Genomic DNA, 21,258 nt, shown 5'->3' with positions numbered 1-21,258 from the left:
ATATTATAGCATAAATATGATGAAGTTTCTCAATTTACCATAGGAATACATAGTTTTTGGATTTATTTCAATCCTCATGTACAATTAAGTGAGATTCTTAATAGCTTAATATCATTTTTTATATATGAACGGAGGTAATTTGAACTTATGAAAATTATATCTATTGAACCTACGCCTAGTCCAAATACGATGATGCTTCACCTCAATGAACAACTTGAGGCGGGAATTCGAAAAACATATACGCTCGATAATGAACGCTCTGCTCCTGCTTTTATTCGTCAAATGCTTCATATAGATGGAGTCAAAAGTGTGTTCCACACCGCAGGTTTTGTAGCACTTGACCGCAAAGGAAATGCAGATTGGTCTGAAATTCTTGGAGAAGTTCAAAACAAACTCGGTCAAGAAAGCGCTGAATTAAACTGGACCCAGCCCGAAGACGCTACCGGTGAACATTTTGGTGAAGCTGAGGTGTTTGTCCAATTCTTCCGGGGCATTCCAATGCAAATTCGGGTGAAATCAGGCTCTCAAGAAGAACGTATCTCTTTGTCTGATCGTTTTGTCAAAGCTGTCACTGAAGTCGCTTCTAGCACTCTCATTAAAGAACGTAAACTAACTGATTACGGAGTACGCTATGGCGAACTGCCTGATATTGCTCGGGAAGTAGAACAAGAACTTGAAGCTGCATTTCCACAGGAACGACTCATTAAAGTCATTGATCAAGCCATTGCTCACGGTGCCAATCAAGATGAATTTATAGAGCAGCGCCGTGATCTTACGGACGATGAAGTAAAGGCAGCGCTACAAAATGGAGACTGGCGTGTTCGCTATGCAGCTTTAGATCAAATGGAGCCCTCTTCAGAACGAATCGAGATGATCCATACAGCCCTGCAGGATGAAAAAATGCAAATTCGCCGCCTTGCGATCATCTATCTTGGTGACCTAAAGACACCGGAAGCACAGGAACTATTATATGAAGCAATGCAAGATAAATCGCCTGCCGTTCGCCGGACTGCTGGAGATACGCTGTCTGATATTGGGGATGCGGCTGCCACACCTGTCATGATTCCAGCTCTCAAAGACAGCAGCAAACTTGTTCGCTGGCGGGCTGCGCGTTTTCTTTATGAAGTAGGAACCGAGGACGCGAAAGAAGCCCTCCAAGAAGCAGTAGAAGATCCTGAATTTGAAGTCAGTCTTCAAGCGAGAATGGCTCTTGAACGTATTGAATCTGGTGAAGAAGCTGCGGGAACGATCTGGCAGCAAATGGCCGGTCGTAATAAAAACTAATTTCACACTTAGCTCACATTAAAGGCATTTTATACCATTGATTTAGAAGTATCCTTCCTTTATACTAGAATCTGTTTTAAATAAGAGTTATGAACAATCAAATAATTAAGATACACCTCATCATACGTAAGTTATCAGGTGAGGTAGAGGTCGCGAATACGATCAGTAAACCAGGAGAGGCATATGAGCTGCCGCTAGCATCCGGGCTGAAAGGCGTATTTGCCGAAATCTGCGAGTAATGCTCTATTGAAATATACTCCAGGTTGGGGCTGTTATCCGAAAGGGACAGAACTGTCATAGCATGATTCTCTTTGCGAAAGGGAACAGCTATGTTGAGCTATCTTCACATTTAACAAAGTAACGTATGGTGCCGAATTCATGATATAGACCGCCGGTGCCTGCCCGCGGTCTTTTTGTATTGTTTGACTCAAATCGAAGGAGTGTATTTAGAACATGCAGCACGACTCACCAGCACCCACCCTGAAAAAAGGGCTTAAAGCCCGTCATATGACTATGATTGCTCTCGGCGGTTCCATTGGAACGGGACTATTTTTAGCGAGTGGCGGTGCCATTGCTACCTCTGGTCCCGGCGGCGCGCTAATTGCCTATGCAGCAGTCGGCATTATGGTATATTTCTTGATGTCGAGCCTAGGAGAACTGGCCACATTTATGCCTGACTCAGGTTCATTTAGCACCTATGCTACCCGGTTTGTTGATCCTTCGCTTGGGTTTGCGCTAGGTTGGAACTTCTGGTATAACTGGGCGATCACGATTGCAGCTGAACTTTCTGCGGCAACGCTGATCATTAAATATTGGTTCCCAGACAGTAACTCTGCGCTTTGGAGTTTACTTTTCCTATTACTTATCGTTGGACTGAATGTCCTCTCTGTTAAAGGGTATGGAGAATCTGAATATTGGTTTGCTCTTATTAAAATTATTACCGTGATTATATTCCTGATCGTTGGTGTCATGATGATTGTAGGGATCATCGGCGGCGAAGCCATTGGCTTCACTAACTTTACGTTCGGAGATGCCCCGATGCATGGAGGATTTTTTGCACTACTCGGCGTATTTATGGCTGCTGGTTTCTCATTCCAAGGGACGGAGCTCATCGGCGTTGCAGCGGGTGAGAGTGAAAACCCGCGTGAAAATGTTCCGCGTGCCATCCGTCAAGTATTCTGGCGTATTTTGCTTTTCTATATCTTGACGATTCTGGTGATCGGTCTCGTGATACCATATACCAACCCGAATCTGCTGAAATCGGGATTGGACAATATTAGTGTCAGTCCATTTACGTTAGTTTTTCAAAAAGCAGGTTTTGCATTCGCTGCATCGGTTATGAACGCTGTTATTCTTACTTCTGTTCTTTCAGCAGGAAATTCAGGGATTTACGCATCCAGCCGTGTATTATTTGCTCTTGCTAAAGAAGGAAAAGCACCTCGTATCTTTGGGAAACTAAATAGCAAAGGCGTGCCGATCTATGCCCTCTTAGCCACGGCAGCTGTAGGAATGCTGGCTTTCTTTTCATCTATGTTTGGAGATGGTGTGGTATATACTTGGCTTCTGAACGCTTCTGGAATGTGCGGATTTATTACCTGGCTTGGTATTTCAGTTAGTCATTATCGTTTTAGAAAAGCTTATATCGCTCAAGGACGTGACTTAAAAGACTTGCCTTTCCGTGCTAGATGGTTTCCATTTGGACCGATCTTCGCTCTTATTTTATGTATGATTGTCATTGTGGGCCAAATTTTCACTTTGGATCTAGCTGACTTAGGATGGCTTGATATCATCGCAACTTACTTCACTATTCCACTTTTCCTGATCATCTGGTTCGGATATAAATGGAAGTATAAAACAAAAGTAATACCGCTTGAGGATTGTGATTTCGAAACGGGTCAATCTTAATAATAAAGCCTGTTCTACAATAAAATGTCCTTTACAAAGGGTACATTTTACAATTGTTGTAGAACAGGCTTTTTTTATTTCAACTCCCAGCTGACCTTTACTTTCATATCTCCTGTATCCTCAAAATCAGACACGTAGTAGGAGACGGAATTCAGCCCTAGACTATATAAATCCTTAAGGGCCTCTAAGAGTCTTGCTTTCTCCCCACTGTAGCGAAAAAGCACTGCCTTCTGTTCTTCTTTTATTCTCCCTTTTACAAGACCTTTCAGATCAGCAGAACTGTGTATAATTTTATTTTCATTATAGAGTACATAATCCAGTTTGTTATACAAACGATCATACGCCGATATCTTATTCATATCAGTATGCTGCAATACAGCCAGTGTTTCACGGTATAGAGATGTTGCTGCAGGATACTGTTTCTGCCACGTATGATCTTTTCCCATCTCTTCGTCAGTGAGTAAGTAATAGTTATAACTCACTTTCCCTAGTTGATTAGGAGTTGGATCATCCCAGGTGGTGTCCATATGATACCATTTGCCATCAAGCAACAACAGATTCCAGGCATGAAGTTGGCCCCCTGCTTGCCCCTCTACAATTTGGTTCTTAATTCCCGATTGTTTTAACATCTTATAAGCCAGTAACGAGTAACCCTGACATACGGTACTGCCTGTAGCAAGACCATCATAAGCCGTATATTTTCTCAGGGATACATCATAAGCCAAATGGAGGACAATCCAGTCATGGATGGCTTCTACCTTCTCGTGTGAATTCATTTCTGGCATGATAATCTCTTCTAATATCTCTTTCACTCTTCGTTCCACATACGCGGTTTGGGCTTTGGTTTCGCGGTATTTCAGATCAATCGTCACTTCTGCCGATACATTGTTCCCCTTGTAATGATAAGCATAACTTTTAATATTGTATTGAATATAGGGGTCGCTTGCCATTGCCTCTTCAATTGCTTTCTGCAGTGTAGCCTTGAGCTCTTTGATTTTTCCTTTATACGTAAACTTCACACTTTCTGTCCTGTTCAGCATAGCTGTCGTCAGTACGGTATGCATGCTCTCTGATGTAACTATTTTCTCTGTTGAAGCTGCATATAGTGTATCGAGGTCTACTACCCGGGGGATCACAATGATGATCGCAAGGACGAACAGTACAACGATTAACAAACCAAAACGGTTTTTCCTCAAGATCGTCTCCGCCTCTCTTCGGGTAATGGGCTCTAGTCTTTGCAGGAATATTGTAACACAAACGCTCTTGGCATCTCTTTTCTAGTTTTGTCGATCCACATCGAAAAAAATAGCTCCCTTAGTAGGAAGCTATTTTCTGTATCTAATTATAACTATTCCGGTAAAGTCAAATAAGTACCTGTACATCCATTTATTAATAATAACGATAAAAAGACTGACTATTCATGAAAAAATCAAGTTTCCCTTGCAGCTCTGCGAGACGATTAAGTACTTGAGCTGCTTCTGTAACCGTCACATAACGTTCTGGCAGGAAGCGTCCATCAATGAGTGGCAACAAATCCAGCTTAATCGCTAGTGAAGCAGCACCTTTGTTTGTAATCTGTGAGGCATCTGCTACAGCAGCCAGATCTGTTCCCTGCTGATAGAACTTAGAAAGTTTCTCGTACTTCAGCACGCTCATGATCATTTCAGCTAATTCCCCACGTGTAAGTTGTTTTTCAGGGGATATTTTTTGTTCCGGATCCGCTTCAATCCAGGATTGGTTAATAAGAAGATTCAATATGGAGGCATAAGGACTGTCTATATCCACATCCGCAAATATCTTATCGTCTTCATTTCCTGAATAATATACGTCATTTCCTACACCAGGATTAAGCCCTCTTGCTAAATACGTATACCAATCCCCTTTGGTAATGGTGCGTTCCGGTTCAATCTTTCCTTCTTCATTCGGTGTTAACACCCCATGGCTGACCATCTTCTGTAATAGAGACTCCGCAGAGTGCCCTTTAATATCTACAATATCGGATACAATGCTTTCCTGTGTAGTTCCATAGAGAAGTTTCCATTTGCCACTAGAAGCATCAAGCGCTTCACTGCTGTAATAGTCAATATCGCTTAATTGTGGATGATACACAAGCTTAATAGATCTTTCTTCTCTATCTCCTTGAATTCCATAATACCCGCCAAATCCTTCATATTGAAGTGTCGTTTTGGTTCGATCAAGGAAAATCTTTTTTGCTGCCTCTTTCGTCACTGCTGGTTCAGATGCAGCCGGCATAGTGGCAGCATCAGCTGAGAACTGAGAATAAAAGCTCTGCACTGCTCCTGCTTTGTCCATTGAGATGCTCACATTATCGCCATACACAGGAATCCCATTTAAGTAACGAGTAAAATTAAAGAAATAACTTGTGTCGGAATTGCTCACCGTACTCAGTTTTAGTTCCTTCGCTGCGTTTGGAACGAGTGCAAGAACTTTATTGATTGCCAGCTTTTTCGCAGCTTCTGCTGTGATTTTCTGTTTGTTCTCTACTGTTTTATCAACCTTAGTCTCATTATCCATACTACGGTTGTAAATTTCATAACTTTGAATTTCTCCAGTCTTTGCGTTAACTTCGGCGGAGATCCCATTCATGTACATATACGAATCATCCTTATCCTCTTTAGACCAATAGATATTCCAACTCGGCTCTCCAGACCGGTAACTTCTTTTCTCATAACGGCTTTCAGAAACCTGATACCCCTTAGGAGTCGGGAATGTGTTTTCTACTAATTGCAGGGCTTCCTCAGCGGACAGATCTTTCTTTGCAGGAACAAAAGCATTTCCATTTGGCAAAGATTCAGTAACATATTCTGTTTTTGTATCTGTGGAATTATATGCGCTAAAAGTTTCTCCTGTATTCGCATCAATGGATTCCATTCCTGTTGAAGGTAAATAACCAAGATAATAATTGCTATGTTTTTTATTGTAACTGTATTTATTAGGGATGTAGGATAGCTCTACATTAAAGTTCTTTTCAAATATAGATCTTGCTTCTTGTGCAGACAATTTGGGATTAGGAGAAGGAAAGTCGGACTGTGGTATGTTTCTCGAATAATTAGTCACAACCCCGCTGTCGTGTACGGTAACATAGACTGTATTTTCACTCGTAGGCAGTCCATTCACATGAAGTTGATAAACAAAATAGTACTGTGCATGACCAAAAAGCGGAGATATCGTATCTCCTCCACTAGCGTCTAATTTAACATAATCATCCTCAGATAATCCTTTGATGGCTTTATGCAAAAATGCTTTGCTGATTGCTTCAGATTCTGCATAAGAAATACGTTTAGCATCACTGTCTGCTTGTTTCTCCCACAAATATTCAGGCAAATACACAGACAAGACTTCTCCTGTCTCACCATGCACAGTAGCACTGAATCCATGTGAAGATGAACCCATTCTAATTTGGAATTGCAAATCCCAGACTTTATAATCTGGCTGCGGGTATGAATTCCCTCCACCATAATTAGATGATGTTAACGTTGCTTTTTTTAGTTCAGGAAACAATGAAATCACATTGTTATACGCTTTTTCTGACGAAATTTTTGCGCCTTTTGGAAGTTTTGAGTCTAGAACAATTGAAGATTGACCACTTCCCGCCTCACTTGCTGTCTCCGTTACAACGACAGAAGCAGCGGAAACACTATGAATTGCTCCTTGCGTATGTACTCCAAGCATAAAAGCCGCCATGGCAGCCGCTACTTTTTTCACAGAAATCGATGACCTTATATCCAAAATTCATACCCCCCCCTAAAATTTCCAATCTATTCCATTGTATCATACTATAAACTATCACATTCCATATTTCCCATTTAAAAATTTCAAGATAAAGACCCAACTTTTTGCTAGAAAATGTGTTGCAAACCTCATACACTCTAACATAAACTGCCATGCTAATTAAACCCTATCTCTTAAGTTCATCTTCACTTCGTCTAGAAAATAGATCATAAATAACCGCCCCGTAGATCTCGGAGCGGTTATTAAGGGGTGCCACTATCTATCTGTACTGTGCGAGTTTCTCATTTAATTCACGTGTTTGTCCGTAAATCTTCTGATAGAGCGCGAACAGTTCATTGTACACTGCAGCCGTCTCCGGATTTGGCTCATAAGTTTTCGCAGGGCGGATAAATGCTGCCGCACACGCCTGTAAAGAATCAAACCATCCACACCCGTAAGCTGCCAGCATAGCAGCCCCCATAGCAGGACCTTGTTCGCTTTCGAGCTTCACAATCCGGCTGTTAAAAATATCTGCCTGCATTTGCAGCCATGTTTCATTTTTAGCCCCGCCGCCAATAGAGACAACTTCATTAATTGTCTTACCGGATTCACGGATAATATCAATGGACTCTCTTAAAGAGAACGTGATGCCTTCGAGTACGGCACGTCCAAAATGAGCAAGAGAATGACCGGCGTCTACGCCGATGAAGCTTGCGCGTATATTTGCATCAGGATGCGGAGTTCTTTCTCCAACGAGATAAGGAGTGAATAATAGTCCTTTACTGCCTGCTGGGATGGCATCAATGCCGCTAAGCAGTTCATCAAAGGAAAGATCTTTTGCAAAAGTATCCTTAAACCAGGTCAAACTATACCCCGCAGCAAGTGTCACACCCATGATATAAAAAGCATCTTTCTCCCCGTGGTTAAAAAAGTGTACTTTCCCTTCAAAATCGAGTTCTTTACGCTCTTCATAAGCTAGTACAACCCCTGAGGTTCCGATGCTGCTCATCGTCTGTCCTTCATTCAGAATGCCAGCGCCAATCGCCCCACAAGCATTGTCTGCTCCCCCGGCAAATACTTTCGTGTTTGCAGTAAGCTTGGATGCTTCTGCAATCTCAGGAAGCAGTGTTCCCACCTCTTCAAAAGACTCGACCAGTCTTGGACAAAGGGAAAGTGGAAGTGAGAAGGCTTCTGCAATCGTCTGACTCCAGCTTTTGCTTGCTATATCTAACAGCAACGTTCCCGCCGCATCGGAATAATCCATTGCAAAGTCGCCGGTTAACCGGTAACGAACATAGTCTTTGGGAAGCAGGAATACGGCTGCCTGCTCCATGATCTCAGGTTCATGCTTTTGAACCCATAATATTTTAGGGAGTGTAAATCCTTCTAATGCACGGTTTTTTGCAATCTGTAAGAGATCCGTACCTAACGTTTCCTCGATAAGTCGGCATTCTGCTGTCGTCCGTGTGTCATTCCACAAAATAGCGGGACGCAGCACATGACCATCCTTATCAAGTAACACGAGCCCATGCATTTGACCAGAAAAGCTAAGACCTGCTACTTCCTCAGCCGAAATATTAGACATTTCCATGAGCTTACGAAGAGACACTAACGTCTGCTCAACCCAATCCTCTGGATTCTGTTCGCTGTAGCCCGCTTTGGGTTGATGCAGCGGATACGGCTGTGATGATTCGAATAAAACTTCCCCGCTGCGGTTCACGAGTACCGTCTTCACTGCACTCGTTCCTAAATCCACCCCAATAACATAACTCATTGTTTTTCTTCCTCCTCTATGTCCACTTATTTCTACCTTTACATAAGAAACGTCCCCGCACCTTTCGCATACGGGCGAAAAAGGCCGGGGACGATCCGTAAAGTCTAACTAACGCTGCAGCGTCCTGTTGGCATGATCAAGGCCGATAAAGTATTAGTCAGCCAAGATATACTGGTTAAGTGTCGCTTTCAGAAGTTCTTGACGACCTGATTTATTAGCACGTGGTGTTTCATTATTCAGAGCATATTCAGCAAGGGAGCTGAGTGTTGATTTTCCTTCTACTACTTCAGCACCGATACCCTCTTTAAAGCTTGCATATCGATCTTCGATAAAGTTATCAAATACGCGATCTTCGATCAGTTTTGCAGCGACTTTTAGACCTTTCGCATACGTATCCATACCAGCAATGTGAGCGAGGAACAGATCTTCTGGTTCGAAAGAAGAACGACGTACTTTTGCATCAAAGTTTACTCCGCCTTTACCAAGGCCGCCATTCTTAAGTACTTCATACATGGTAAGTGTTGCATCGTAGATATCTACTGGGAACTCATCTGTATCCCAACCGATCAAGAGATCGCCTTGGTTCGCATCCAGTGATCCAAGCATACCGTTAATACGAGCGACACGCAGCTCGTGGTCAAATGTATGACCTGCCAGTGTAGCATGGTTAGCTTCAAGGTTCAGTTTAAAGTCTTTATCGAGGCCATATTTTTGCAAGAATGCAATGGAAGTGGCAGCATCGAAATCATACTGATGTTTTGTCGGCTCTTTTGGTTTAGGCTCGATCAGGAATTGAGCGTCAAAACCGATTTCTTTTGCATAATCTACAGCCATATGGAACATACGAGCAATATTGTCCTGCTCAAGAGCCATATCTGTATTCAGCAGCGTATCATAACCTTCACGTCCGCCCCAGAATACATAGTTTTCTGCACCAAGACGTTTACCTACTTCAAGACCTTTTTTAATCTGAGCTGCCGCATGTGCATATACGTCCGCATTACATGTAGAAGCTGCACCATGCATAAAGCGCGGATTTGTAAACATGTTTGCTGTATTCCAAAGCAGCTTCTTGCCGGTTGCTTTCATTTGTTCTTCAATTAGATCTACGATGGTATCAATATTGCTGTAGAACTCACGCAGACTATTTCCTTCTGGAGCGATGTCTACATCGTGGAAACAGAAGAAAGGAAGATTCATTTTTTCCATGAATTCAAATGCTGCTTCTACGCGAACTTTCGCAAGGTCAAGTCCAGAATATTTATTATAAGAACGAACAGCAGTTTCTGCACCAAAAGGGTCAGCACCGCCTGCTGTTAATGTATGCCAATAAGCCATACCGAAACGGAAATGTTCTTCCATTGTTTTACCTGCTACGACTTCTTCCGGATTATAAAATTTAAATGCCAAAGGATTCTTCGATTCTTTACCTTCAAATGCAACTTTGTTAACGGATTCAAAATAAGCCATTGTTACAAAGCCCTCCTCTAATTGGTCTAATGTCCGATTCGCGAAATCGTTTACACCGATATACTAACACACCATCTGCCACTTTGTCTATTGGTTAAACAAAGTTTGTTTATTCTCATTTTTTTCTGTTACAATAGACTTTACTTGAATTAATTTCATAATACCTTTCGTTGCTTTAATCAGAGTATCTATAAATCAAAATGGTTCTATTTGTCTATATATAGTTACAAATTTTATCGTTTTAATGAATTATGAAATCGATTCACTTATGTTTCTTAAACGATAAGTTTTCGTGAACTTTTCGTAAATCATGTAATGTAAAATCCTGAAGGGACGTGCTGATTCATGGCTATAACCGGAGATCAGGCTCTGGTCAAAAAAATTAATAAAACGATTATTTTAAATACGATCCGGGAACATGCACCTTTATCTAGAGCCAACGTGTCGACTCTATCCGGATTAAATAAAGCAACGGTATCTAATCTTGTGGCGGAACTTATAGATGGGCATTTAGTCACTGAACTTGGTCCAGGTGAATCCAGCGGAGGACGCAAACCGCTTATGCTTCTATTCAATAAACATGCTGGTTATGCGGTGGGTCTTGAAGTCAGTGTGAAACGTTTACGAGGTGTTCTAACGGATCTTGCCGGATCCATTATTGCTGAGGATGTTCAGCCTCTTACAAGTCACGACGTGTCATACGTCTGCAGTTCTATCGTCTCTATGACGAACGGGCTGCAGCATCAAGCGCCTCCTTCACCACATGGTGTCATTGGTGTGGGAATTGGAGTACCAGGTATGGTAGATGAAGAAGGAACCGTTCTATTTGCTCCGAACCTTGCTTGGAATATGGTTCCTCTTCGAAGGATGTTAGAAAAAGAACTGGAGCTCCCTGTCACAATTGATAATGAAGCCAATGCAGGAGCACTTGGTGAACTTCATTTTGGAGCGGCTAGAGGAACACGTCATCTGATATACATCAGTGCGGGCATTGGGATTGGATCTGGTATTGTAATTGATGGAGAACTTTATAAAGGCGCATGGGGTTATGCGGGAGAAACAGGACATATGTCCATAGATGCAGAAGGAAAGCAGTGCTCCTGCGGAAATCGGGGGTGCTGGGAGCTTTATGCATCTGAAAAAGCGTATGATGAAGCCAGCTTGCAGCTTCCTTCCCGTTCCACTTCCGATCTTACGATCCTTGCTGCCAAAGGTGACCCGATCATTATTGAACTCTATAAAAGCATGGGACACCGACTCGGTGTGGGGATAACAAACATCGTAAATAGTTTTAACCCAGAACGCATCATCATTGGGGGACCCTTATCGAAAGCACAAAAATATATAGAAAGCTCACTGCAAAGCGTTGTTGCAGAGCGAACACTTCCCTACCATCGGCGTAGTCTCCATATTGAATTCGCTGAACTTGGAGCAAACTCTACCTTAATTGGTTCTGCCTATGGAGCCATATCCCAATTTCTCGGGCAGATTCGTGTTCGATCATAAATGTAAAAAAATTACTGAAATAGACAAAAATTCGCCCTATTTTCTGGACCGTTACCTTTCGTATCCAAGGTATAATAAGTCTTATTATGTGTCATTTATTACTGCAAAGTTCCCATTTGCAGCTATACTTCACGCACGGAATGGAGAGAACTCTCGTGACTTATGTGGATACTTCCGATATTTCAGCCGCGATGTTCATCACGGTCCTGCTTTTCCTTATTATTATTGCTCCCTTGGTAAGTCTAGGAATTCTCAAGTTATTTCAGGGTAAGAAAAGACAGGCATTATGGTATGTTCTATCGGGTGTAGCCGTCTATTTTATATTCCAGTGGTTTATGTGGTTTGTTTTTTAGCTAACGTTTCGCTGTTTATTCCTTATTTAAGAAAGAGAGAGACAAGTTTCGTCTCTCTCTTTTTATTTTATCTCAAATAACACCCCCGCTTTTTTCACATGAGATGTTCATTAATTCTGTTTCATCTGGTTCGCCACTTGCTGGTTCTCATCAGAGCCGAATTTGGTAAGTGCGTCTTCCGTTAGCTTCTCAACTGAATGTATATATTTCTCCTTCAGCTTCAGAACTCGGAGCACATGTTTATCTAATTCGGTTTCGGGCAACCTGCCTGTTTCTACAGCGTTTCGTATAGCCTCATATGCTTCTAGTACTTTGTCTGGAGTATGACCAAACAAAAGGATATCGACTCCGGCCTCAAGCGCCATAACTGCAGCCTCTCCTGAGCCAACATTTTGTTCGATTGCACCCATCTCAAGATCATCCGTTATAACAACTCCATCGTATCCAAGATCGCCTCGTAACATATCTTGAACCATGACAGAAGAAAGAGACGCCGGTTTTCCGGAGGAATCGATCTTTGGATACTTGATATGAGCTACCATGATCATGTCTGCTCCTTCTTCTATCGCTTTTCGAAAAGGAATCAGTTCTCTTTCTTCTAGCTGAGCTTTCGTCTTATTCACAACCGGCAAACTTTCATGTGAATCAACCGATGTGTCACCATGTCCGGGAAAGTGCTTTATAGCTGAGATCATCCCTGCTTTCTGGAGTCCTTTCATTACAGCGATCCCATGAACGGATACTTCAGCAGCGGTGGTGCCATAAGCACGATCGCCGATTACTGTATTGGCCGGATTGCTAAAGATATCAAGTACAGGAGCATAGTCTACATTAAAACCAAAAGCACCAGCCTCTTCCCCAATCACTCTGCCCACTTCTTCCGATAAAGCTGCATCTCCCTTCTTCCCAATCATAAGGCTGGGTGGAAACTCCGTTTTGCCCTCTGGTAAACGAGACACCCGCCCCCCTTCTTCATCCAAAGAGATAAAAAGCGGTTTTTTTTCTGCAGGATTATATGATTTTATATCATTAATAAGTTTTAGCAGCTGTTTCTTGCTCTCGATATTTTGCTTAAATAGGATGACACCGCCGATGCGGCCTGAAGCAATGAGCTGTGCCTCTTCTTTTGAAAGTTCTGTGCCTGAGAAACCTGAGATCATCAGCTGGCCTATTTTCTGTTCCAAGGTCATCGACATGAGTTCAGACTTATACTTGTCGGACTTTTCAATTGAAATAACACCATCAGGTTCAAGTGACTCCGTATAATCGAGACCCTGTTCGGAATTTTCTTCTACTTTAATCGGTTTATTTTCTACTTGGTGACTATTTAATTCCGTTAAGGAATCGGCTGATTTCTCAGGTATAGCTGCTTCCCTGGAACAACCCATCACTAAGAACATGAGTAACAGTGCCCATAGATAATAACTAATTTTCAAGGATTATCGCTCCTACTCTACCATTCTACTATCGTATGATTCCCTTTATATAGATAAAAAACCGCATCCATAAAGGATACGGCTTTAGACTTCCATTGCATTACCTCAGGCTGAATAAAATCAGTCAAAATTCTATTCACTTATTTACTGCAATCTGAATATATAAACTAGGTGAATTATTTTCACAAATTTAATGATTATGAAATAGATTCAGGTATTAATTTGTTACTGCACTGTGTTCAAGACTCTCGATGAATCTTTCTGTATCCATTGCTGCTTTACATCCACTGCCTGCAGCTGTAATCGCTTGTCTGTAGCGCGTATCCTGAACATCTCCGCAAGCGAATACGCCAGGTACATTCGTTTCACTCGTGCCAGGGTTAACAACAATATATCCGTTTGCATCGGTAGTCAGTTGACCATTCAAGAAAGTCGTATTTGGATTATGACCAATAGCAACAAATACACCGCTCGCTTCAATCATTTCTTCTTCGCCGGTAGCATTGTTAAGCACTTTTAAGCCTTTCACTCCGCTTCCATTTTCACCTGCAAGAATCTCGACAGGTGTGCGATTCAGTGCCCATTCGATTTTTTCATTATCGCGAGCACGGTCCTGCATAATTTTTGAAGCACGAAGTTCTTCACGGCGATGCACAAGTGTAACTTTAGAAGCGAAACGAGTCAGGAAGTTTGCTTCTTCCAGAGCAGAATCGCCGCCGCCGATTACGATGATTTCTTTACCGCGGAAAAAGAATCCATCGCATGTTGCACAAGTACTTACCCCGTACCCTACGTTTTCTTGTTCTCCAGGAATACCGAGGTATTTAGCAGAAGCTCCTGTGGAAATAATGACCGTCTCGGAAACAATTTCATCTTGTCCTTCCACCTGAATTTTAAAAGGACGCTCTGCCATATCAATACTATTAACCCATCCAGTACGGAATTCAGCACCAAAGCGCTCCGCCTGTTTGCGCATATTATCCATAAGTTCAGGTCCCATAATACCATCAGGGAAACCAGGGAAATTTTCCACTTCTGTCGTTGTAGTGAGTTGTCCTCCCGGTTCTGGACCTTCAATTACGAGTGGTTTCAAATTCGCACGAGCCAAATAAATGGCTGCAGTCAGGCCGGCTGGACCCGTTCCGATAATAACTGATTTATACATTCACTTTACCTCCTGATTTCTTCCGCAAACACTAGAGTAAATGAACTTCGAATGAACCAGGGGCGAACAAGCATACAATAAGTTATTACCTTATTCATGGAAGACACTGCATATCATATCAACTCTTGTCATCCATATACGAATGGGAAATAATATAATGAATTGCTTTAACCCGTTCATGTTATAAGTAAACTTTACGGAAAAGGAATAAATAATTTATAATAATTCTAATCTAGATATAATTATGATCATTTTCAAAGTCGCTGTCAATGCTCTTTGCTCGCTTTAATCCTGATCTAAATAGAAAGACAACAAGAGGAGGTATTCGAAAGTTTATGACAGAAGCAATGATTGGAAGTATTATCTCTGCCTTGTCTACCGGACTTGGGGCAATCCCGATTCTGTTTATGACCAAGGTAACTCACCGGCTTCGTGATATTCTGCTTGCTTATGCAGCGGGAATCATGACTTCGGCATCCATGTACAGCCTCATCCCCGAGGCTCTCGGCCAGTCGAATCTAATTGTCCTGTCCATCGGAATCTTGGCAGGAAGCTGTATACTGCTTATCTTGGAGAGGTATATTCCGCACATCGATTTAGAGAATCCTGAATCACGGCCATTTAATATTGAAGGCAAGGCTTTCCTGATCATTGCTGCAATCACGATGCACAATCTTCCAGAGGGGCTTTCCGTTGGGGTAAGTTATGCAAGTGCGGACGACAGTCTAGGTAATTTGATTGCCTTGTCGATTGGACTTCAAAATGCACCTGAAGGATTTCTTGTAGCCCTGTTCCTAGTGAATCAAAACATCGGCCGATTTAAAGCGCTCGGTATCGCTACCTTAACGGGAGCAGTCGAGATTATTACAGCGTTTATTGGATACTCCCTGAGCAGTGTAGTTGATGGTCTTGTTCCTTACGGTCTTGCCTTTGCTGCAGGAGCAATGATGTTTATTGTGTACAAAGAGCTGATCCCGGAAAGTCACGGAGACGGCAACCAGCGTGTAGCTACGATCTCTTTCCTTCTAGGTCTCATCACGATGATTACTCTTACTGAGATTTTCTAGACAAATTTACTTAGAAAATAAACCGCAATTTACAGCAAAAAGCGTCGTTTCCACGACGCTTTTTATTTTTCCGATCCACTTTTTCTTTTATCTTATCTGCTTTTCTTATCTGCTTTGCTCTACAGCATTATTTTAATAGTCGCAACCCATTTAGAATAACTAAAATCGTACTGCCTTCATGGCCGATCACGCCAAAGGGTAAAGCAACCTCGGTGAGAAAGTTACCTGCAATAAGCAGTGTAATTACGGAAATAGCAAAAATAATATTTTGTTTCACTACTTTCGCCGCTCTTCTAGACTGCTTAATACTCCAAGCGATCTCTTCAATATTGTCATTCATCAGAACCACATCAGATACTTCGATTGCCGTCCCGCTTCCAGACATGCCCATCCCCATCCCTACAGTAGCTGCAGCTAGAGCCGGCGCATCATTCACTCCATCCCCAACCATAACGACATGACCATAGGTTTCACGGAGCTTACGTACCTGTTCCACTTTTTGCTGTGGTAAGAGTTCAGCATAGACAAAATCTACACCTGTCTCTTCTGCTATAACGTCCGCGGTACCTTGGCGGTCTCCCGTCAGCATAGCGACTTTGACACCTAATTGTTGCAATCGTTTCACCGCAGCCGCTGCCTGCGGACGAACCGTATCACGCATCGCAATGATCCCTGCTATATCGTCACCTTGCATAATGACGGATACGGTTTTTCCTTCTTGCTCGAGGGATGCTCTCGTACGAACCCAGAACGAATCAACTTCTTCCTGATCGAACCTATCCGTCTTACCAATACTCCATTTCACACCGTTTACGATCCCTTCAAGTCCCCATCCTGTGATGGACTGAACTTCATCAGCTTCAAGAATTTCTGCTCCTGATATGCGTGCCTTATTAACAATCGCTTCTGCGAGAGGATGCATAGACTGGCTTTCAATGGCAGCAGAGACAGCAAGCAACTGCATTTCGTCATAACCTTCTGCTGGATACAAGTCAGTTACTTCAGGAACTCCCCGCGTAAGTGTACCCGTCTTATCAAAAGCGACAACAGCCGTTTTAGCCATATTTTCTACATGTGCTCCCCCTTTAAAGAGAAGTCCTCTCCTTGCACTGCTTGAGATAGAAGAGAGCATCACGGGCATGATCGAGGCGACCAGCGCACAGGGAGAAGCTACGACCAGAAATACACATGCTTTATAGAAGGAATCTCCCCAGGTCCAGCCAAATAGGAGAGGAAGTACCCCAATGATAAGAAGCGTAATCACTACAATGAACTTGGCATATATTCCTTCAAACTTCTCTATAAATCGCTGAGATGCAGGAACCTCGCTTTGTGCTTCTTCTACTAACTTAATAATTTTTGAAAAAAGTGAATTTTCGGCCCGCTGCGTCACCTCAATGTACAGCGCACCTTCTCCATTCATCGTTCCTGCAAAAACCTCATCTCCGGTTGTTTTTTCTACCGGTGTAGATTCTCCTGTGATGGAGGATTGATTCACGGCAGAGTATCCTTTATAGATTCGGCCATCGGATGGCATCAGCTCTCCTGGTTTTACTAGTATCAAATCTCCTGGTACAAGTTCTTCGGCAGCAACAAGTTCCATACTTCCATTATCGATTCGCAGCGCCGTTTCCGGCTTCAATGAAATAAGGGATGAAATATCCTTATGACTGCGTTCTGTTGTATAACTTTCAAGCGCTCCACTCAGCGCAAAAATGAAGATAAGCATAGCTCCCTCATTCCAGTAACCAATCGTTGCTGCACCAACGGCCGCTGCAATCATGAGCAAGTTTACATCTAAATCCCGCTCCTTAACCAGTGTTGCTACCCCTTCTTTTGCTTTGGACCATCCACCGATTGTGTATGCTGCAATATACAGCAGAATGGACAGAAATTCATAACTGCCAGAAACTCCCCATGCAACGAGCATCATCACCCCGCTGCCAAGTGCTGCCTGCATCTCCTTGTTCTGAAGCATCATTTTAAAATTCGGACCGCGTTTGCGCCCCGGCTGCGGAGCAGCAGAATTTCCTTTTACTTGCGTAACCGTATTTAATCTCTTATTTATTGCGTCCATGCTGATCACTTCCCTCTCTTTTTAATTGTCATTTTCGGTCGGCTAATTGAGAATGAGATCCATTGTTAGTGTCCTTAAAATGGCACATGCTGCTTCGGGAGGCCCGAAGCAGCATGGATTTATCGACTATTGAGTTGAATTATTCTTCGATTATTGCTGAGAATGATAATCAATATTGCATTAGTACAATTGTTTTTATCTAATGCAACTTTTTAATTATTATATTCCAGTTAACTGTAATTGTAAACATCGTTTTGTTATGTAATGGACTATATTTTAAATTTATTTATGAAACTAAAAAAGCACCCCATCAGGGTGTGCTCTCTCTATTCCATACTGCCTATAACTCCGGTTTAAATATGGGATACAACTGATTGCTGGCTCGCCGCAATGGCCTGTTCAAGATCTTGCAATATATCCTGAATATTCTCTGTACCAACCGATAAACGAAGCAACTCTGGATGTACCCCGGCTGCCTTCTGTTCATCCTCGCTCAGCTGCTGATGTGTCGTGCTCGCTGGATGAATAATCAGCGATTTGGAATCTCCAACATTCGCTAAGTGGGAGAACAGTTTTACATTTTCAATTAATTTTGCCCCTGCCTCTGCTCCGCCTTTGATACCGAAGGTAAGAATGGCTCCCTGCCCTCTAGGCAGATATTTCTGTGCAAGCGAATAGGAAGGATGGCTCGGTAATCCTGCATAACTTACCCACTCTACATCTGGATGGCTTTCTAAATATTCAGCAACTTGCAGTGCATTGGAACTGTGGCGTTCAAGACGGAGATGTAGGGTCTCAAGACCCTGGAGTAATAACCATGAATTAAATGGTGCGATACTCGACCCCAAATCACGAAGCAACTGGACTCTGGCTTTTATAATGTAGGCCAACTCTCCTACCGCCTCGGTATATTTTAACCCATGATAACTTGGATCCGGTTCTGTCAGGCCAGGGAATTTATCATTTGCACTCCAGTCAAACTTTCCGCTATCGACAATCACTCCCCCAATGGAAGTACCGTGTCCGCCTATGAATTTGGTTGCCGAATGAACCACGATATCCGCCCCATGTTCAATAGGTCTTAATAGGTACGGACTTGGGAACGTATTATCTACGATTAAAGGTATTCCACTGTTATGTGCAATCTCTGCGACCGCTTCGATATCAAGTACATTCCCTTGCGGGTTTCCAATGGTCTCTGCATAGATAGCTTTGGTCTTATCTGTAATTGCGGCTCTGAAGTTCTCAGGATCTGTAGAATCTACAAAGTGAACGGTGATCCCAAGCTTCTTCAGTGTATTAGAAAATAGATTATACGTTCCGCCATATAGGCTGGAAGAAGATACGATTTCATCTCCGCTGCCCGCAATATTCAGGATAGAGAAGGTAATTGCCGCTTGACCTGATGCTGTAGCAAGTGCCCCTGCTCCGCCTTCAAGAGCAGCAATCCGCTTCTCGAACACATCGGTTGTAGGATTGGTGATTCTTGTATAAATATTTCCGAATTCTTGAAGGGAAAACAAATTAGCTGCATGATCACTGTCACGGAATCCATAAGAAGTCGTCTGATACAAAGGAACTGCTCTAGATAAGGTCGTAGGATCAATTTCCTGGCCTGCGTGTACAGCGAGCGTTTCAAAAGCAAAATCCTTTTTGTCATTTGACATATTCCTTATTCCTCCTTAACGAGATGGCCACCTCGTATTTTCCATATTCTCTCACAAATTAAACCTTTTGAAAATATTAAATCCGAGTTTTCCTGTAAAAATTATAATAAAATTAAATCGTAGATAAATTCTATAAAAAAACACCTTTCACTTGAGTTACAAATGAAAGGTGTTTTCTGAATGTTACGATAGATTATTGTCAGCATGCCACAACCGGCGCAGATAGGCGGCTGCATCATCCGCTTGCTCTGCCGTAACCCCTTCGAGGGAGATATCGATGTGAGGTTTATAGGTTTTGAGCAGTTGGAAAAACAAAGGATAATCAAGGATACCTTCACCAGGCAGCGGATTATATTTTTTACCATTCACATCAAAGGCAACATCTTTGGCATGAATTGCAATCATACGATCAAATAATTTATTGAAGACATCTTTCAAGAAATCGGCCTGATTTACGGCCTGCTCTAATTTCATCAGGTTACATGGATCGAACAACAGGCCAACACTGGAGTTTGGGATCTCCTCAAATAGACGCTGCATATGCTCTGTGGTGTGCATCGTGTGTACAGAAACAGGTTCAATAGCTATATTTACGCCCCATCGATCTGCCTCTTCTGCCAGTTCCATTACTGAATCACGCAACACTAGGTACCCTTGCTCCTCATAAGATTCGGGATGTGAATCTTGGTAAGTCGTGAGACTTCCTGTTTCTGTTGCCACAATGCTGCACCCAAAATCACGAGCATATCGCAAATGTTCCTTAAACCTAGCGAGCTCTAACTTTCTTACTTCCGGGTCAGGATGAACAGGATCAATATAGCATCCAAGAACGGCAATACGAATACCTTCATTATCGAATTGCTCACCCACCCAATGAGCAAGCCCGGGGCTCAGCTTTCCATTCGATGAATCGATATCAGAAAGTGCTTTAGAAAGTGCGAGCTGAACAGAAGTAAATCCGCTGCCCGCAATACGGCGGGCTAGATCTGCTGTTTTCTGTTTACCGAACGTATGCGCCAGTACTCCAAGTTTCATTCTCGTTATCCTCCTTTAGGCGAGAAATGCTAGCGAGCAAGCCAGCCCCCATCTACATTCAGTACATGACCATTCAAATAATCAGATGCATCCGATGCGAGAAAGACAACGGGACCTTTTAGATCCTCTGGGGTACCCCAGCGACCAGCCGGAATCCGTGCTGTGATATCTCTATACCGGTTCTCATCTTCCCGAATCTGTTGCGTATTGCTTGTAACCATATAGCCGGGAGCAATTGCATTAACTTGGATTCCTTTTCCGGCCCATTCATTCGCCAAAGCCTTTGTCAGTCCAGCTACTGCATGTTTACTCGCCGTGTACCCAGGAACGTTGATTCCGCCTTGATAGGAAAGCATAGAAGCAATGCTGATAATCTTACCGCTTCCCCGTTCAATCATATGCCGGCCTGCAAGTTGACTAAGGAAAAACACGGTGTTTAGGTTCAAGTCGATTACGTCGTGCCAATCTGAAGCTGCATGATCCGCAGCTGGTGTGCGCCGAATGATCCCTGCATTGTTAACAAGGATATCTATTTTCCCTTGGAAACCAAGAGCCTGTTCAAAAACACCAGCCAGCTCTTCCTCTATACTTAAATCTGCTTGAATAGATATCGCCTTACGTCCAAGGGCTTCAATGGCCTGTACAGTCTCAGTAGGCAAAGTGTTTGAAACTGCTACAATATCAGCTCCTGCCTCAGCAAGCCCGAGTGCCATTCCCTGTCCCAGGCCGCCCGATGTACCGGTAACCAATGCTACTTTTCCGCTCAAGTCAAAAACACTCATCTTTC

General features: G+C 42.8%; 15 protein-coding genes and 1 riboswitch. Of the genes, 5 read left to right on the top strand and 10 right to left on the bottom strand.

The window, feature by feature from the left end:
- Positions 1-147 precede the first annotated feature (147 nt).
- Positions 148-1,284, top strand: a complete 1,137-nt coding sequence (locus GQY27_RS14885; RefSeq protein WP_160035775.1) for a virulence factor — start codon at positions 148-150, stop codon at positions 1,282-1,284.
- A 136-nt stretch (positions 1,285-1,420) separates the two neighbouring features.
- Positions 1,421-1,632: riboswitch (Lysine riboswitch) on the top strand.
- Between the two features lie 105 nt (positions 1,633-1,737).
- Positions 1,738-3,189 carry an amino acid permease gene (locus tag GQY27_RS14875; RefSeq protein WP_160035771.1) on the top strand — a complete coding sequence of 484 codons (1,452 nt, stop codon included), beginning with the start codon at positions 1,738-1,740 and terminating at the stop codon, positions 3,187-3,189.
- Between the two features lie 74 nt (positions 3,190-3,263).
- Here GQY27_RS14875 and GQY27_RS14870 read toward each other — a convergent pair whose 3' ends face one another.
- From GQY27_RS14870 to xylA, 4 genes are all read right to left on the bottom strand, one after another.
- The gene (locus GQY27_RS14870; protein ID WP_160035769.1) at positions 3,264-4,385 is read right to left on the bottom strand and encodes a transglutaminase domain-containing protein; all 1,122 of its coding nucleotides are present in this window, start codon (positions 4,383-4,385) and stop codon (positions 3,264-3,266) included.
- A gap of 193 nt (positions 4,386-4,578) precedes the next feature.
- Positions 4,579-6,939 carry a YcdB/YcdC domain-containing protein gene (locus tag GQY27_RS14865; protein ID WP_160035767.1) on the bottom strand — a complete coding sequence of 787 codons (2,361 nt, stop codon included), beginning with the start codon at positions 6,937-6,939 and terminating at the stop codon, positions 4,579-4,581.
- 262 nt (positions 6,940-7,201) lie between these two features.
- A complete protein-coding gene (gene xylB / locus GQY27_RS14860; protein ID WP_160035765.1) occupies positions 7,202-8,695 on the bottom strand; it encodes a xylulokinase in 1,494 nt (497 codons plus the stop codon).
- A 153-nt stretch (positions 8,696-8,848) separates the two neighbouring features.
- Positions 8,849-10,165: a xylose isomerase gene (xylA, locus tag GQY27_RS14855; RefSeq protein ID WP_160035763.1), complete on the bottom strand. Its 1,317-nt coding sequence runs from the start codon at positions 10,163-10,165 to the stop codon at positions 8,849-8,851.
- A gap of 345 nt (positions 10,166-10,510) precedes the next feature.
- Here xylA and GQY27_RS14850 point away from each other — a divergent pair, with 345 nt between their 5' ends.
- Together GQY27_RS14850 and GQY27_RS14845 are read left to right on the top strand one after the other, a co-directional pair.
- Complete coding sequence (locus GQY27_RS14850; RefSeq protein ID WP_160035761.1) at positions 10,511-11,671, top strand: ROK family protein; 1,161 nt, start codon at positions 10,511-10,513, stop codon at positions 11,669-11,671.
- Positions 11,672-11,826: 155 nt separating this feature from the next.
- Positions 11,827-12,024: a hypothetical protein gene (locus tag GQY27_RS14845; protein WP_160035759.1), complete on the top strand. Its 198-nt coding sequence runs from the start codon at positions 11,827-11,829 to the stop codon at positions 12,022-12,024.
- 110 nt (positions 12,025-12,134) lie between these two features.
- Here the strand turns inward: GQY27_RS14845 and nagZ are convergent, their stop codons facing one another.
- Together nagZ and trxB are read right to left on the bottom strand one after the other, a co-directional pair.
- On the bottom strand, positions 12,135-13,460 hold the full coding sequence (nagZ, locus tag GQY27_RS14840; protein WP_160035757.1) for a beta-N-acetylhexosaminidase: 1,326 nt from the start codon (positions 13,458-13,460) through the stop codon (positions 12,135-12,137).
- 217 nt (positions 13,461-13,677) lie between these two features.
- Positions 13,678-14,625 carry a thioredoxin-disulfide reductase gene (trxB, locus tag GQY27_RS14835; RefSeq protein ID WP_160035755.1) on the bottom strand — a complete coding sequence of 316 codons (948 nt, stop codon included), beginning with the start codon at positions 14,623-14,625 and terminating at the stop codon, positions 13,678-13,680.
- Between the two features lie 335 nt (positions 14,626-14,960).
- Here trxB and GQY27_RS14830 point away from each other — a divergent pair, with 335 nt between their 5' ends.
- Positions 14,961-15,692, top strand: coding sequence for a ZIP family metal transporter (locus GQY27_RS14830; protein WP_160035753.1), 732 nt, complete (start codon positions 14,961-14,963; stop codon positions 15,690-15,692).
- Positions 15,693-15,819: 127 nt separating this feature from the next.
- Here GQY27_RS14830 and GQY27_RS14825 read toward each other — a convergent pair whose 3' ends face one another.
- The 4 genes from GQY27_RS14825 to kduD all read right to left on the bottom strand — a co-directional run bounded on the left by GQY27_RS14825 (position 15,820) and on the right by kduD (position 21,253).
- Positions 15,820-17,769 carry a heavy metal translocating P-type ATPase gene (locus GQY27_RS14825; protein ID WP_160035751.1) on the bottom strand — a complete coding sequence of 650 codons (1,950 nt, stop codon included), beginning with the start codon at positions 17,767-17,769 and terminating at the stop codon, positions 15,820-15,822.
- Between the two features lie 353 nt (positions 17,770-18,122).
- Complete coding sequence (locus GQY27_RS14820; RefSeq protein WP_160035749.1) at positions 18,123-19,436, bottom strand: homocysteine synthase; 1,314 nt, start codon at positions 19,434-19,436, stop codon at positions 18,123-18,125.
- Between the two features lie 183 nt (positions 19,437-19,619).
- Complete coding sequence (locus tag GQY27_RS14815) at positions 19,620-20,471, bottom strand: sugar phosphate isomerase/epimerase family protein (protein ID WP_160035747.1); 852 nt, start codon at positions 20,469-20,471, stop codon at positions 19,620-19,622.
- Between the two features lie 29 nt (positions 20,472-20,500).
- The gene (gene kduD, locus GQY27_RS14810) at positions 20,501-21,253 is read right to left on the bottom strand and encodes a 2-dehydro-3-deoxy-D-gluconate 5-dehydrogenase KduD (RefSeq protein WP_160035745.1); all 753 of its coding nucleotides are present in this window, start codon (positions 21,251-21,253) and stop codon (positions 20,501-20,503) included.
- Between the last annotated feature and the right edge of the window lie 5 nt (positions 21,254-21,258).

The sequence above is a fragment of the Paenibacillus sp. An7 genome, assembly GCF_009870785.1.
In the GTDB taxonomy this organism is placed as follows: Bacteria; Bacillota; Bacilli; order Paenibacillales; family Paenibacillaceae; genus Paenibacillus.
This window is presented reverse-complemented; position numbering and strand designations above follow the sequence as displayed.

Coding starts and splice junctions, on each gene's coding strand:
- kduD (WP_160035745.1), bottom strand. CDS start 21,253: ATGAGTGTTTTTGACTTGAGCGGAAAAGTAGCATTGGTTACCGGTACA.
- xylA (WP_160035763.1), bottom strand. CDS start 10,165: ATGGCTTATTTTGAATCCGTTAACAAAGTTGCATTTGAAGGTAAAGAA.
- GQY27_RS14850 (WP_160035761.1), top strand. CDS start 10,511: ATGGCTATAACCGGAGATCAGGCTCTGGTCAAAAAAATTAATAAAACG.
- GQY27_RS14830 (WP_160035753.1), top strand. CDS start 14,961: ATGACAGAAGCAATGATTGGAAGTATTATCTCTGCCTTGTCTACCGGA.
- GQY27_RS14875 (WP_160035771.1), top strand. CDS start 1,738: ATGCAGCACGACTCACCAGCACCCACCCTGAAAAAAGGGCTTAAAGCC.
- GQY27_RS14815 (WP_160035747.1), bottom strand. CDS start 20,471: ATGAAACTTGGAGTACTGGCGCATACGTTCGGTAAACAGAAAACAGCA.
- GQY27_RS14885 (WP_160035775.1), top strand. CDS start 148: ATGAAAATTATATCTATTGAACCTACGCCTAGTCCAAATACGATGATG.
- xylB (WP_160035765.1), bottom strand. CDS start 8,695: ATGAGTTATGTTATTGGGGTGGATTTAGGAACGAGTGCAGTGAAGACG.
- GQY27_RS14820 (WP_160035749.1), bottom strand. CDS start 19,436: ATGTCAAATGACAAAAAGGATTTTGCTTTTGAAACGCTCGCTGTACAC.
- GQY27_RS14825 (WP_160035751.1), bottom strand. CDS start 17,769: ATGGACGCAATAAATAAGAGATTAAATACGGTTACGCAAGTAAAAGGA.
- trxB (WP_160035755.1), bottom strand. CDS start 14,625: ATGTATAAATCAGTTATTATCGGAACGGGTCCAGCCGGCCTGACTGCA.